This is a genomic window from Paraburkholderia sp. A3BS-1L, assembly GCF_051125215.1.
Lineage (GTDB): Bacteria > Pseudomonadota > Gammaproteobacteria > Burkholderiales > Burkholderiaceae > Paraburkholderia.
On the sequence record NZ_CP120442.1, the window covers coordinates 1,498,656 to 1,513,000 of the forward strand.

Annotated in this window: 10 protein-coding genes; 5 read left to right on the forward strand and 5 right to left on the reverse strand. The window is 66.3% G+C overall.

What is annotated here, in order from left to right; all coding sequences use genetic code 11:
• Positions 1–138: 138 nt before the first annotated feature.
• From prmB to dapC, 5 genes are all read right to left on the reverse strand, one after another.
• On the reverse strand, positions 139–1,035 hold the full coding sequence (gene prmB, locus P5W99_RS06775) for a 50S ribosomal protein L3 N(5)-glutamine methyltransferase (RefSeq protein ID WP_421023834.1): 897 nt from the start codon (positions 1,033–1,035) through the stop codon (positions 139–141).
• Between the two features lie 25 nt (positions 1,036–1,060).
• Positions 1,061–2,200 (reverse strand): succinyl-diaminopimelate desuccinylase, encoded by a 1,140-nt coding sequence (gene dapE, locus P5W99_RS06780; protein WP_421023835.1) that lies wholly within the window; start codon positions 2,198–2,200, stop codon positions 1,061–1,063.
• A gap of 94 nt (positions 2,201–2,294) precedes the next feature.
• On the reverse strand, positions 2,295–2,663 hold the full coding sequence (locus P5W99_RS06785) for an ArsC family reductase (protein WP_035531888.1): 369 nt from the start codon (positions 2,661–2,663) through the stop codon (positions 2,295–2,297).
• On the reverse strand, positions 2,663–3,490 hold the full coding sequence (dapD, locus tag P5W99_RS06790; RefSeq protein ID WP_421023836.1) for a 2,3,4,5-tetrahydropyridine-2,6-dicarboxylate N-succinyltransferase: 828 nt from the start codon (positions 3,488–3,490) through the stop codon (positions 2,663–2,665). The genes P5W99_RS06785 and dapD overlap by 1 nt, the downstream gene beginning before the upstream one ends.
• 78 nt (positions 3,491–3,568) lie before the next feature.
• A complete protein-coding gene (dapC, locus tag P5W99_RS06795) occupies positions 3,569–4,804 on the reverse strand; it encodes a succinyldiaminopimelate transaminase (RefSeq protein WP_421023837.1) in 1,236 nt (411 codons plus the stop codon).
• A gap of 540 nt (positions 4,805–5,344) precedes the next feature.
• Here dapC and P5W99_RS06800 point away from each other — a divergent pair.
• The 5 genes from P5W99_RS06800 (at position 5,345) to def (ending at position 14,333) form a co-directional block, all read left to right on the forward strand.
• Complete coding sequence (locus tag P5W99_RS06800) at positions 5,345–6,418, forward strand: DMT family transporter (protein ID WP_421023838.1); 1,074 nt, start codon at positions 5,345–5,347, stop codon at positions 6,416–6,418.
• 202 nt (positions 6,419–6,620) lie between these two features.
• Complete coding sequence (gene smc / locus P5W99_RS06805) at positions 6,621–10,139, forward strand: chromosome segregation protein SMC (RefSeq protein WP_421079405.1); 3,519 nt, start codon at positions 6,621–6,623, stop codon at positions 10,137–10,139.
• 82 nt (positions 10,140–10,221) lie between these two features.
• Complete coding sequence (locus P5W99_RS06810; RefSeq protein ID WP_421023840.1) at positions 10,222–11,550, forward strand: cell division protein ZipA C-terminal FtsZ-binding domain-containing protein; 1,329 nt, start codon at positions 10,222–10,224, stop codon at positions 11,548–11,550.
• Positions 11,551–11,742: 192 nt separating this feature from the next.
• Positions 11,743–13,803: an NAD-dependent DNA ligase LigA gene (gene ligA / locus P5W99_RS06815; protein ID WP_434662297.1), complete on the forward strand. Its 2,061-nt coding sequence runs from the start codon at positions 11,743–11,745 to the stop codon at positions 13,801–13,803.
• Positions 13,800–14,333, forward strand: coding sequence for a peptide deformylase (gene def / locus P5W99_RS06820; protein WP_213295933.1), 534 nt, complete (start codon positions 13,800–13,802; stop codon positions 14,331–14,333). Before ligA ends, def begins: the two co-directional genes overlap by 4 nt.
• Positions 14,334–14,345: the final 12 nt, after the last annotated feature.

The window sequence follows — 14,345 nt, forward strand, 5'->3', positions numbered from 1 at the left end:
CTTACCGAACCCTGTCGCGCCGCGGCGAGTCTGCTTGCACGCCGGCATTGCGCTAATCGGGAGCGCGTGAGGGCGCGCCGCGGCCCGGCAGCGTTCCCGAGTGCATTCGAGCGCTGCCGGACCGCTATTTCCCCATGCTCAGACCGGCAGGTCAGCGGCCTGGATCAGGAACACCTGGTCGTCGCCCGCGCTCGTCGAGAGCCAGACGAGTTCGAGGCCGCCGAACGCGGCTTCCACGTTCGCGCGCTCGTTGCCGATTTCGACCACGAGCACGCCGTCGTCGGTCAGCCAGTTACGCGCTTGCCCGATGATGCGGCGCACGATATCCATGCCGTCCGCGCCGCCCGCGAGCGCCATCTCCGGCTCGTGGCGGTACTCGGGCGGCAGCGCCTGCATCGATTCGGCGTTCACGTACGGCGGATTCGTGATGATCACGTCGTAGCGGCGCTCGGGCAGCGGCGCGTACAGGTCGCCTTCGAAGAGCGCGATGCGCTCGTCGAGACCGTGCTCGTGCACGTTGCGCGCCGCGACTTCGAGCGCGGGCGCCGAGAGGTCGACGGCGTCGATGTCGGCGTTCGGGAACGCGTGCGCCGCGAGGATCGCAAGGCTTGCGGAACCCGTGCACAGCTCGAGCACGGCGGTGACCTGCTCGGGGTCTTCCACGTAGGGCTGCAAACCGTCTTCGAGTAGTTCGCCGATGAACGAGCGCGGCACGATCACGCGCTCATCCACGTAAAAGCGCAGGCCGTGCATCCACGCTTCCTGCGTGATGTAGGCGGCCGGCACGCGCTCGTTGGCGCGGCGCTCGATCACGGCGAGCACCTTGTCGATTTCCTCGGGCGCGAGGCGCGCGTCGAGAAACGGATCGAGCAGGTCGAGCGGCAGATGCAGCGTATGCAGGATCAGATACGCGGCTTCGTCGTAGGCGTTGGTCGAGCCATGGCCGAACGCGAGATGCGCGGCCGAAAAGCGCGAGACGCCGTAGCGCAGCAGGTCGCGCACGGTGGAAAAGGTCGTGGCTAGTGAATGGGGCATGTCATTGACTCCAGCAATAGGCCGCTCAGGCGATCAGTTGTTCCAGCACGCGACGGTACACGTTCTTGAGCGGGTCGACGAATTTTACTTCGATATGCTCATCGATCTTGTGGATGCTGCCATTGGGCGGTCCGAACTCCACGACCTGCTCGCACATGCGCGCGATGAAACGGCCATCGGACGTGCCGCCCGTGGTCGACAGTTCGGTTTTCACGCCGGTCTCGCCGAGGATCGCCTGTTCGAGCGCATCCGAAAGCGCACCGCGCGGGGTGAGGAAGGGCAGGCCGCTCACGCTCCAGTGCAGATCGTATTCGAGGCCGTGCTTGTCGAGAATCGCATGCACGCGCTTTTGCAGGCCTTCCACCGTGCTCGCGGTCGAAAAGCGGAAGTTGAACATCACGTCGGCATGGCCGGGGATCACGTTGGAGGCGCCGGTGCCGCTATGGATGTTGGAAACCTGCCAGGTGGTAGGCGGGAAGTACTCGTTGCCGTCGTCCCATTTTTCGGCGACGAGGTCGGCTAGCGCGGGCGCGAGCAGATGCACCGGATTCTTCGCGAGATGCGGATAGGCAATGTGGCCCTGCACGCCCTTCACGACGAGCTTGCCCGACATCGATCCGCGCCGGCCGTTCTTCACGCAGTCGCCGAGCGTGTGCGTGGAAGTAGGCTCGCCCACGATGCAGTAATCCATCTTTTCGCCGCGCGCCTGCAGCGCTTCGACGACCTTGACGGTGCCGTCGGTGGCGGGGCCTTCCTCGTCGCTCGTGATGAGAAAGGCGATCGCGCCGCGATGCTGCGGATGCGCGGCAACGAACTCTTCGCTCGCCACCACGAACGCCGCGAGCGAGGTCTTCATGTCGGCGGCGCCGCGTCCGTAGAGCTTGCCGTCGCGGTGCGCGGGCTCGAACGGCGGCGAGCTCCATTGCTCGAGCGGGCCGGTGGGCACTACGTCGGTGTGCCCCGCGAAGGCGAGCAGCGGGCCCGCGGCGCCGCCCGTGCCGCGCTTGACGGCCCACAGGTTGGTCACGCCGTTGGATTCGATCGTTTCGCACGCGAAGCCGAGCGCACCGAGGCGTTCGGTCATGATGCGCTGGCAGTGCTGGTCGTCGGGCGTCACGGACGCGCGGGCGATCAGGGCTTCGGTAAGGGCGAGGGTGGCGGACATGAATGAACCACTTTCAATAAAAATGCCGGCGCCGCTGATCGAACAGGGGCCGGCAACAGCAACGGAAAACCGTTTCAGGCGAACGGCGCTTTTCTCAAGCGAACAGCGCCTCGTATTGTTCGGCGGAAAAACCCAGCGTCTTCACACGGCCATTCACGGCCACGACCGGCCGCTTGATGATCGACGGCTTGTGGATCATCAGCGCGATCGCGCCGGCGGTCGTGTCGGCTTCGGCCTTGTGCACGTCGGACAGGCCGCGCCAGGTCGTGCCGCGCTTGTTGATGAGCAGATCCAGAGACACATCCTTGAGCCAGTCCTGGACCAGCGCATTCGACACGCCGGCCTTCTTGAAGTCGTGGAATTCGAACTCGATGCCGTGCTCTTCGAGCCACACGCGGGCCTTCTTCACGGTGTCGCAGTTCGGAATGCCGTAGACGACGACGGTTTTTGCGGCCTTCGCCATCAGTCGCCTCGCAGCAGCTCGTTCAGGCCGACCTTGGCGCGCGTCTTCGCGTCGACCTTCTTGACGATCACGGCGCAGTAGAGGCTGTGCGAGCCGTCCTTCGAGGGCAGGTTGCCGGCCACCACGACCGAGCCTGCCGGAATGCGGCCGTACGAGACTTCGCCGGTTTCGCGGTCGAAGATCTTGGTCGACTGGCCGAGGTACACGCCCATCGAGATGACCGAGTTTTCCTCGACGATCACGCCTTCCACGACTTCCGAACGCGCGCCGATGAAGCAGTTGTCTTCGATGATGACGGGGTTGGCCTGCAGCGGCTCCAGCACGCCGCCGATGCCCACGCCGCCCGAGAGGTGCACGTTCTTGCCGATCTGCGCGCACGAGCCGACAGTGGCCCACGTGTCGACCATCGTGCCCTCATCGACATAGGCGCCGATGTTGGTGTACGACGGCATCAGCACGACGTTCTTCGCGATGAACGAGCCGCGGCGCGCGATGGCCGGCGGCACGACGCGGAAGCCGCCCGCGGCGAAGTCTTCGGCCGTGTAGTTGGCGAACTTCGAGGGCACCTTGTCGTAGAACTGGCTGTAGCCGCCGGCGGGCATCGGCACGTTGTCTTCCAGGCGGAACGACAGCAGCACGGCCTTCTTCACCCATTGGTTGACGACCCAGTCGCCGTCCTTCTTCTCGGCGCAGCGTAGCGCGCCTTTGTCCAGCTCGGCGATGACGTGGGCGACGGCTTCGCGCACGTCGTTCGGAGCCGACTTGGGCGAGAAGTCGGCGCGGTTTTCCCAGGCGGTGTCGATGATCTGCTGAAGTTGTTGCGACATGATGGTGGTTTCGTATGAGTTCAAGTGCGATGACTCGCGCATCCGGGGACGGGCGCGCGTACGTAGATGGCTTTACTGTTACTGCTTGAGCGAGCGGCAGAACTCGACGATGCGCTGCGCGCCCTCGATGCACTCCTCGACGTCGGCGACGAGCGCCATGCGGACGAAGTCTTTGCCGGGATTCGCGCCATGCGCTTCGCGAGCGAGGTACGAGCCGGGCAGAACCGTCACATTATAGTCGGCGTAGAGGCGCTGGGCGAACGCGGTATCCGTAAGGCCAGTGCGCGCGACGTTGGCCCACAGATAGAACGCGGCGTCGGGCAGTTTCACATCGAGCACGTCGGCGAGCATCGGCGTCACGGTCGAAAACTTCTGCAGATACTTCGCGCGGTTCTCGCGCACGTGCGCCTCGTCGCCCCAGGCCGCGATGCTGGCGGACTGCCAGACCGGCGACAGCGCCGAGCCGTGGTACGTGCGGTAAAGGAGAAACTGCTTGAGCAGGGCCGCGTCGCCCGCGACGAAGCCCGAGCGCATGCCGGGCGCGTTCGAGCGCTTTGAGAGGCTCGAGAGCATGATCAGACGCTCGAAGCCGCGGCCGAGCTGGTGCGCCGCTTCCAGGCCGCCGAGCGGCGGATGTGCTTCGTCGAAGTAGATTTCCGAGTAGCACTCGTCGGAGGCGATCACGAAGCCGTAGCGCTCGGAGAGCGCGAACAGCTCGCGCCAGTCCTCGAGGGTGAGCACGGCGCCCGTCGGATTGCCCGGCGAGCAGACATAGAGCAACTGCGTGCGCGCCCAGACCTCTTCGGGGACCTGCGAATAATCGCAGGCGAAGTTGCGGCTGGGATCGCTGTTCACGAAGTACGGCTCGGCGCCTGCGAGCAGCGCAGCGCCTTCGTAGATCTGGTAGAACGGATTCGGACAGAGTACGATCGGCCGCTTTGCCGGATCTTTTGCTCCCGCCGAGGGATTCGCCGTCGGGTTCACTACGGCCTGGGCGAGCGCGAAGAGCGCCTCGCGCGAGCCGCACACGGGCAGCACTTGCGTGTTCGCGTCGATGGCGGGCAGGCTGTAGCGCTCGGTCACCCATTTCGCGATCGCCTCGCGCAGCGCGGGGCTGCCGGCCGTGGCCGGGTAGGCCGACAGGCCGTCGAGCGAAGCGACGATGGCGTCGCGGATCAGCGCGGGCGTCGGATGTTTCGGCTCGCCGATCCCGAAGCTGATATGGCGCAGGCCGGCATTCGGCGCGACGTCCTTGAAGAGCGCACGCAGCTTTTCGAAGGGATAGGGCTGGAGAGTGTCGAGTAGCGGATTCACGGGCTTGGCGGGCGAAAGGCGAAATACGGTTGGACAGCGCGCGGTGCAATGGTCGGCATATCGGCCGGCAGCGGCGGCCCGGCTTCGGCGACGATGTGATCCGATGTAACCCGGCGCGGCGATGTCGTGGCCATGATAGGGCCGGTTTCTGCCGTGCCTGGCGGCGCGATCCGGCATGGATGGCGTGGATCGCGGCGGCACGGAGCTTGTCGCGCGTCGGGGATGAAGGCTGCTGCGGCTGGAAAAGCGTCGATTATAACGTGGCGATGCACGGCCTGCGGGCGCTCCGGCGTGTGCGCAGGCAAGGCATGTGGCCCGGACCATGATCCAGAAATGCACCCGGAAGGCCCGGTGGGCGCGCTTCGGCGACGAAGCTTGCTCGGGCGTGGCGCAACGCGCATACCGCACATACGGCATCGGGCAAGACAAACCGGCAGGACAGTCAGCAACAAACGAGAAGCAGCAAAGGAGGAGTATGCAGTCCGAAAAGCAGCCGTTGCGCGCTGTCTTCGCGCGGGCGCGGTGTGAGAGAGCCGGGCGATGAACACGAGCCTGAAGTCCGGCTGGCCGACGCTCGCCATCATGATCGGCGCCTCGGTGTGGGGCGTGATCTGGTATCCACTGCGCACGCTCGCTAGCCTCGGGCTGACCGGCACGGCCGCCGGAGCGGCCACTAGTGCGGCGGGGTGCCTCTTCGTGCTGTTGTTGCGCCATCGCTCGATCGCCACGGTGCGCTGGCACTGGGTGCTGCCGATGCTTGGGCTGGCTGCGGGCGTGGCCAATATGGGCTTCGTGTGGGGCGCGATCCACGGCGAAGTGATGCGTGTGCTCCTGCTGTTCTACCTCACGCCGGCATGGACGGCGATCTACGCGCATTTCATCCTGAACGAGCGCCTCACGGGGGCTGGCGCGGCGCTTTCCGCGCTGTCGCTGCTGGGCGCGGCGCTCATGCTGTGGTCGCCGAAGCTCGGCGTGCCGTTGCCGGCCAACGCGGCCGAATGGGCGGGGCTCGCGGGCGGCATGGGCTTCGCGATGAGCAATGTGCTCGTGGTGAAGACGAGCCGCGTGCTGCCGCAGATGAAGCCGGAGATGCGCACTGCCGTGATCTTTGCCGGGGCGGCGATCTGCGGCGTCGTGGCGTCGCGCTTCGAGCCGACGCCGGTGCTGCACGGCGGCGAGCCGCTGGCGCGCATCGTGCTGCTGGTGGTCGTGCTCGGGCTGCTGCTGAGCTCGAACAACATGCTGGTGCAGTATGGCCTCGCGCGCGTGCCTGCGAACCGCGCGTCGATCATCATGCTGTTCGAACTCGTGGTGACCGCGCTTTCGTCGTGGCTGCTCGCGGGTGAAACGCCAGGGCCGCGCGAGTGCGCGGGCGGCGCATGCATCGTGCTGGCCACGCTGCTGTCGAGCTGGGTGCACCGCGCGCAGGACGCCAAAGCGGGCGGGAGGCACGAGCAGCACGCGAGCGCCGATGCCAGCGTGATTGCCCACGCGCAAGCGTGCCCGATCGACGAAAGCGGCGAAGGCGACGATGCCGACGGCGGGACCCATGACGCCGGCGACCCCGGAGCTTCGCCGCGCAGCGGGCAGAAAGGCGCGCGCACGATGGTATGATTGCCGCTGATCCTCGCCGGGCGGGCGCGCACACAGTGCTTCGCGCGGCGAGCCGTGGCAGCTGCCCGAGATGTAGTGCCCGAAGTGCTGGTGTTGTGCCTGAAGCGCCCGCAGCATTCGATGCGTGACCCATGCGCGTGCGGCGCATGGCTTGCGGCGCGGGCGGTCCCGTTCACTTCCCTATTCAAACAGCGATATCGCCGTGCGTCTGACCTCGATTAAACTCGCTGGCTTCAAATCCTTCGTCGATCCCACGCATTTCCAGGTCCCGGGCCAACTCGTCGGGGTGGTCGGGCCCAATGGCTGTGGCAAATCGAACATCATCGACGCCGTGCGCTGGGTGCTCGGAGAATCGCGCGCCTCGGAACTGCGCGGCGAGTCGATGCAGGACGTCATTTTCAACGGTTCCACCGCGCGCAAGCCCGGCAGCCGCGCGAGCGTCGAACTCGTGTTCGACAACGCCGACGGGCGCGCCGCGGGCCAGTGGGGCCAGTATGCCGAGATCGCCGTCAAGCGCGTGCTCACGCGCGACGGCACCTCAAGCTACTACATCAACAATCTGCCGGCGCGCCGGCGCGACATCCAGGACATCTTCCTCGGCACCGGCCTCGGGCCGCGTGCGTACGCGATCATCGGGCAGGGCATGATCGCGCGCATCATCGAGGCGAAGCCCGAAGAACTGCGCGTGTTCCTCGAAGAGGCCGCGGGTGTCTCGAAGTACAAGGAGCGCCGCCGCGAGACGGAAAACCGTCTGCACGACACGCGCGAGAACCTCACGCGCGTGGAGGACATCGTGCGCGAGCTCTCCACCAACCTGGAGAAGCTCGAAGGGCAGGCCGTGGTGGCGACCAGGTTCCGCGAGCTGCAAGCCGAAGGCGAAGAAAAGCAGCGCCTGCTATGGCTCTTGCGCAAGAACGAAGCGGCCGGCGAGCAGCAGCGCCAGCAGCGCGCGATCGAGCAGGCGCAGATCGACCTGGAGCGGCACACCGCGCAGCTGCGCGAAGTCGAAGCGCAGCTCGAAACGCTGCGCGTCGCGCACTATTCGGCCAGCGATGCGATGCAGGGCGCGCAAGGCTCGCTCTATGAAGCGAACGCCGAAGTGAGCCGCCTCGAAGCGGAAATCAAGTTCATCGTCGAATCGCGCAATCGGGTGCAGGCGCAGATCGCGGCGCTCACCGCCCAGCGCGAGCAATGGCAGGTGCAGGCGCAGAAGGCCCAGGACGACATCGCCGATGCCGAAGAGCAGCTCGCGATGGGCGAGGAGAAGGCAGCCATCGCCGAAGAACAGGCGGCGGCGAAGCAGGAAGCGCTGCCCGCGCTCGAAAACCGCTGGCGCGACGCTCAGTCCCAACTGAACGACGAGCGCGCGGGCATCGCGCGCACCGAGCAGGCGATCAAGCTCGAAGCCGCGCATCAGCGCAACGCCGATCAGATGCTCCAGCAGCTTCAGCAGCGCCACGAGCGCTTGAACTCGGAGGAAGGCGGGCTCGACGCACCCGACGAAGCACAGCTCGAAGAGTTGCGCATGCAACTGGCCGAGCAGGAAGAGATCCTGCACGAGGCGCAGCAGCGCCTTGCCGATGCGCAGGAAGCCGTGCCACGCCTCGACGCCGAGCGCCGCGCCGCGCACGAGCGTGTGCAGGCCGAAGGCGCGCAGATCCATCAGCTCGAAGCGCGCCTCGCGGCGCTCAAGCAGCTTCAGGAGAACGTGCAGACCGAAGGCAAGATCCAGCCGTGGCTCGAGCGCCATGAACTGGGCGCGCTGCCGCGTTTGTGGAAGAAGCTCCATGTCGAAGCCGGCTGGGAGACCGGGCTCGAGGCCGTGCTGCGCGAGCGCCTGGCCGCGCTCGAAGTGTCGAACCTCGACTGGGTGAAGGCATTCGCGACAGACGCGCCGCCGGCCAAGCTCGCGTTCTACGCGCCGCCGCCCGCTGGCCCGGCGCTGGCCGCGCCTGCGGGCCTCACGCCGCTGCTTTCTCTCGTGCGCATCGACGACGCGGGCCTGCGCGCGGTGCTCAACGAATGGCTCGGCACGACGTTCGTGGCCGCCGATCTGGCCGAAGCGCTCGCGAAGCGCGCGCAGTTGCCCGAAGGCGGCGCGTTTGTGGTGAAGGCAGGCCATGTGGTGACGCGCGTGGGCGTGCAGCTCTATGCCGCCGACTCGGAGCAGGCGGGCATGCTGGCGCGCCAGCAGGAAATCGAAAACCTCACGCGTCAGGTGCGCGCCCAGGCGCTGCTCGCCGACGACGCACGTGCCGTCGCCGTGCGCGCCGAGGCCGCGCACACCCAGGCGGCCCAGGCGCTCACCGAAGTGCGCCAGCAGGCCGAACGCGCGACGCAGCGGGTGCACGCGCTGCAGATGGAGGTGCTCAAGCTCACTCAGGCGCACGAGCGCTACACGGCGCGCAGCACGCAGATCCGCGAGGAACTCGAAGAGATCCGCGCACAGATCGAAGAGCAGCGCGCGCTGCGCGCAGAGTCGGAGGCGAACTTCGAGCGTCACGACGTCGAGCTCGCCGAATTGCAGGCTCGCTTCGAAGACAATCAACTGGCGTTCGAGGCGCTCGACGAGGAATTGGGCAGCGCCCGCAACGAGGCGCGCGATCTCGAGCGCGCGGCGGGCGATGCACGCTTCGCGGCGCGCAACATGGCCAACCGCATCGAAGAGCTCAAGCGCAACATCCAGGTCGCGCACGATCAGAGCGAGCGCGTGGCCGCCTCGCTCGAAGACGCGCGCGCGGAGCTGGAAACGATCAACGAGCAGACCGCGCACACGGGGTTGCAGGACGCGCTGGAAATACGTGCGGAGAAGGAAGAGGCGCTGCGCGCCGCGCGCGCCGAGCTCGACGACCTGAGCGCGAAGCTGCGCGCAGCCGACGAGATGCGTCTCACCGCCGAGCGCGCACTGCAACCGCTGCGCGACCGCATCACCGAATTGCAGTTGAAGGAGCAGGCCGCGCGACTGAACGGCGAGCAGTTCGTCGAGCAACTGCAGGCTGCGGGCGTGGACGAAACCGCGCTGCAGGAGAAGCTTTCGCCCGACCTCAAACCTTCGTATCTGCAGGGCGAAGTTACGCGCATCAATAACGCGATCACGGCGCTGGGGCCGGTCAACATGGCCGCGCTAGACGAACTGGCCGCCGCGAAGGAGCGCAAGGTCTTCCTCGACGCGCAGTCCGCCGACCTCACGAGCGCGATCGAAACGCTCGAAGACGCGATCCGCAAGATCGACCAGGAAACGCGCACGCTGCTGCAAGGCACCTTCGACGAGGTGAACCGGCATTTCGGCGACTTGTTCCCGCGCCTCTTCGGCGGCGGCCAGGCGAAGCTCATCATGACCGGCGACGAGATTCTCGACGCCGGCGTGCAGGTGATGGCGCAGCCGCCCGGCAAGAAGAACTCGACGATCCACCTGCTCTCGGGCGGCGAGAAGGCGCTCACCGCCACGGCGCTCGTGTTCGCGATGTTCCAGTTGAACCCGGCGCCGTTCTGTCTGCTCGACGAAGTGGACGCGCCGCTCGACGACGCCAACACGGAACGCTTCGCCAATCTGGTGCGCGCGATGTCGGACAAGACGCAGTTCCTGTTCATCTCGCACAACAAGATCGCGATGGAGATGGCGCAGCAATTGATTGGCGTGACGATGCAGGAGCAGGGCGTTTCGCGCATCGTTGCGGTCGACATGGAAACGGCGGCGGGTTTCGCACAGAATACGGCCTGATGGCCACGCACGCGGCGTGCGTGTTCGGGAAGGATGAAGGGACCAGGCGCGCCGCCGGAAAAGAATTGCAGATGGAGCATGCATGGATCAGTTGACTCTCGGTTTGATCGGCGCGGGTGCCGTGGTCGTCGGGGGCGTAGTGGTGTACAACGCGTGGCAGAACGCCAAAGTGCGCCGGCGCATGCCGCGCCCGATGCCCGAGGAAGCGGTCGAGGCGCCGTTGCGCGACGACCTGAACGAGCAGAGCCCGTTCATCGAGCCAGCCCGCGCGCCGGCCAAACGCGAGCCGTCGCTCGCGGGCGGCAGCGCCGCCGAGGAGCGCATGGAGCCGGGCTTCGGCGCGGTGGCGCCCGCGGATACGCCGGTGGACATCCAGGCGGAGAGAACTTCGTCGAATGGCTTTTCGAGCGACGAGGCTGAGGAGGCCGACGAGTCGCTTGCGTCCTCAACGGAGCACGGCGAGCCCGCGGCTGATGTCGCGAAGGATGAGAAGCGCGACGAAAAGCATGATGAAAAGCAGGGCGAAAAGCGCGCGGAAGACGATCGCGTCGAGCCGGTGCTGCCGGCCGCTACGACGATATCGTCGGCGCCGCCCGCCATCGTGGATCGGCGCATCGACTGCATCGTGCCGATCCGGCTCGGCGGGCCGCAGCCCGGCGAGCGCGTGATTCCGCTTGCGCAGCGTTTGCGTCGCGCGGGCAGCAAGCCGGTGCATATCGAAGGCAAGCCCGAAGGCGGCGACGGCTGGGAGCTGCTGCAAAACGGCGTGCGCTACGAGGAATTGCGCGCGGCCGCGCAGCTGGCGAATCGCAACGGTCCGCTCAACGAACTGGAGTTCTCCGAGTTCGTCGCGGGCGTCCAGCAGTTCGCGGATGCGCTCGATGGCCTGCCCGAATTCCCCGATATGACCGAAACTGTTGCGATGGCCCGTGAGCTCGACGGCTTCGCGGCGCAGTGCGATGCCCAGCTGTCGATCAACGTGCTCTCGGACGGCGCGCCGTGGTCGGCGAACTACGTGCAGGCGGTGGCCGCTCAGGACGGCTTGCTGCTTTCGCGCGATGGCACGCGTTTCGTGAAGCTCGATTCGAAGCAGAGCCCGGTGTTCATGCTGCAATTCGGCGACACCAACTTCCTGCGCGACGATCTCACCTACAAGGGCGGCCAGATGATTACCCTGGTTCTCGACGTGCCGGTGGCCGACGAAGACATCCTGCCGTTCCGCCTGATGTGCGATTACGCTCGCTCGCTCGCGGAACGCATCGGCGGCCGCGTGGTGGACGATCAACGCCGGCCGCTGCCGGAGTCCGTGCTGCAGTCCATCGACAAGCAGCTCATGACGCTCTACGCAAAGCTCGAGCAGGCCGGCATTCCGGCGGGTTCGCCGGCCACGCGGCGGCTCTTCAGCCAGTAAGGGCTAAGTCTTTGCCATTGCGAGAAGCGCGGCGCCATCACGGCGCCGCGCTTTTTGTGCGGGGCGCAAACGCGAGCTTGCAAACGCGGGCCGTTCGGCGACGCACGAAGCTGGCCGCTCGGCCGATGCCACGGCGGTGGCTTCCTGAGATAATCTGACAATCCAGATCACTCAGAAGAAACCGCCCCAAGCATGGTCCGTTCTCCCGCCCGTCCTTCCGAAGAGTCCACTGCGGTGCAGCGCGCGTCGTGGTTGCGCGCCGAACTCGAGCGCGCCAATCACGCGTACTACGTGCTCGACCAGCCGGAGCTGCCCGACGCGGAATACGACAAGCTGTTCCGCGAGCTCCAGCAGATCGAGTCCGGGCATCCGGAACTCGTCTCGCCCGATTCGCCCACGCAGCGCGTGGGCGGCGCGGCGGCAGCGGGCTTCGAGCAAGTGGTGCACGACGTGCCGATGCTCTCGCTCAACAATGGCTTTGCCGACGAAGACATCGTCGCCTTCGACAAGCGGGTGTCCGATGCACTTGGCAAGGGCGAAGGCGACCCGGTCGAGTACGCGTGCGAGCTCAAGTTCGACGGGCTGGCGATTTCGCTGCGCTACGTGGACGGTATGTTCGTGCAGGCTTCCACGCGCGGCGACGGCACGACGGGCGAGAACGTCACCGAAAACGTGCGCACGATCCGCTCGCTGCCGCTGCGGCTCAAAGGCCGGCGCGTGCCGAAGGTGCTCGACGTGCGCGGCGAGGTGCTGATGTTCCGCCGCGACTTCGACCGCATGAACGAGCGTCAGCGCGAAGCGGGCCACAAGGAGTTCGCGAACCCGCGCAATGCCGCGGCAGGCAGCCTGCGCCAGCTCGATTCGAAGATCACCGCGCAGCGGCCGCTGTCGTTTTTCGCCTACGGCATTGGCGTGCTCGAAGGCGAGCCCATGCCCGCCACGCACAGCGAACTGCTCGACTGGTACGCCGAAATGGGCCTGCCCGTGAATAGCGAGCGCGCGGTCGTGAAAGGCGCGCAGGGGCTGCTGGAATTTTTCCGCGCCGTGGGCGAGAAGCGTGAGTCGCTTCCCTACGACATCGACGGCGTGGTTTACAAGGTCAACCGGCGCGACGAGCAGGATACGCTCGGCTTCGTCTCGCGCGCGCCGCGTTTTGCGCTCGCCCACAAATTCCCGGCGCAGGAGGCGCTCACGAAGGTTGTCGCCATCGACGTGCAAGTGGGCCGCACGGGCGCCATCACGCCGGTCGCGCGCCTCGAACCCGTGTTCGTGGGCGGCGCGACCGTCACCAACGCCACGCTGCACAACGAAGACGAAGTGCGTCGCAAGGACATCCGCATCGGCGACACGGTGATCGTGCGCCGCGCGGGCGATGTGATTCCCGAGGTGGTGAGCGCGCTCGCCGAGCGGCGCCCTGCGGACGCGCGCGAGTTCGTGATGCCCACCGAATGCCCGGTGTGCGGTTCGAGCATCGAACGTCTGCCCGACGAAGCGATCGCCCGCTGCACTGGCGGCCTCTTTTGTCCGGCGCAGCGCAAGCAGGCGCTATGGCATTTCGCGCAGCGCCGCGCGCTCGATATCGACGGTCTCGGGGAAAAGATCATCGACCAGCTTGTCGACCAGAATCTCGTGCGCACGCCGGCCGACCTGTTCAATCTCGGCTTCTCCACGCTGGCCGAGCTCGACCGCATGGCGGACAAGTCGGCACAGAATCTGCTGGATTCGCTCGAGAAGGCCAAGTCCACCACGCTGGCGCGCTTCATTTACGCGCTCGGGATTCGCCACGTGGGTGAATCCACGGCGAAGGATCTGGCCAAGCATTTCGGCTCGCTCGACCCGATCATGGACGCGTCCATCGAGCAATTGCTCGAAGTGAATGATGTCGGGCCGATCGTGGCCGAGTCGATTCATCGGTTCTTTGCGGAAGAACATAACCGCACCGTAATCGAGCAACTGCGCGCACCGGGCAAGGTCAGATGGGCGGACGGTCCTCCCGCGCCGAAAGCGCCCGTGGGGGTGCTGGCGGGCAAGACGGTGGTGCTCACCGGCACGCTGCCCACGCTCACGCGCGATGAAGCGAAAGAAATGCTGGAAGCGGCCGGCGCGAAGGTGGCTGGCTCGGTGTCGAAGAAGACCGATTACGTGGTGGCGGGCGCCGAAGCAGGCAGCAAGCTTGCGAAAGCCGAGGAACTCGGCGTGCCGGTGCTCGACGAAGAAGGGTTGCACAAGCTCCTGGAGGGGCACACGACATGATTCGCGAAATTCTCAGAATGGGTGATCCGCGCCTGCTCGGCATCGCCAGACCGGTCGACCATTTCGACACGCCCGAATTGCACGAGCTGATTGCCGACATGTTCGACACGATGCATGCGGCTAACGGGGCAGGGCTCGCCGCGCCGCAGATCGGCGTCGATCTGCAGGTCGTGATCTTCGGCTTCGAAGACAACGAGCGCTATCCGGAAGCGCCGCCGGTGCCGCAAACCGTGTTAATCAACCCCGTCATCCATCCGCTGTCGCACGACATGGAAGAGGGCTGGGAGGGCTGCCTTTCGGTGCCCGGCCTGCGCGGCGCGGTGAGCCGCTATTCGATGATCCGCTACAACGGCTTCGACCAGTACGGCAACTCCATCGAGCGCGTGGCGGAAGGCTTTCACGCGCGCGTGGTCCAGCACGAATGCGATCATCTGATCGGCAAGCTGTACCCCATGCGGATCACCGACTTCTCGAAGTTCGGTTTCACCGACATCCTGTTCCCCGATCTCGACCCGAAGAGCGACGATTAAGGTCGGGTGTGC

What these genes read in the sequence shown, in the direction of transcription:
- prmB (WP_421023834.1), bottom strand. Translation starts at nt 1,035, where the DNA reads ATGCCCCATTCACTAGCCACGACCTTTTCCACCGTGCGCGACCTGCTG.
- dapE (WP_421023835.1), bottom strand. Translation starts at nt 2,200, where the DNA reads ATGTCCGCCACCCTCGCCCTTACCGAAGCCCTGATCGCCCGCGCGTCC.
- P5W99_RS06785 (WP_035531888.1), bottom strand. Translation starts at nt 2,663, where the DNA reads ATGGCGAAGGCCGCAAAAACCGTCGTCGTCTACGGCATTCCGAACTGC.
- dapD (WP_421023836.1), bottom strand. Translation starts at nt 3,490, where the DNA reads ATGTCGCAACAACTTCAGCAGATCATCGACACCGCCTGGGAAAACCGC.
- P5W99_RS06800 (WP_421023838.1), top strand. Translation starts at nt 5,345, where the DNA reads ATGAACACGAGCCTGAAGTCCGGCTGGCCGACGCTCGCCATCATGATC.
- P5W99_RS06810 (WP_421023840.1), top strand. Translation starts at nt 10,222, where the DNA reads ATGGATCAGTTGACTCTCGGTTTGATCGGCGCGGGTGCCGTGGTCGTC.
- ligA (WP_434662297.1), top strand. Translation starts at nt 11,743, where the DNA reads ATGGTCCGTTCTCCCGCCCGTCCTTCCGAAGAGTCCACTGCGGTGCAG.
- def (WP_213295933.1), top strand. Translation starts at nt 13,800, where the DNA reads ATGATTCGCGAAATTCTCAGAATGGGTGATCCGCGCCTGCTCGGCATC.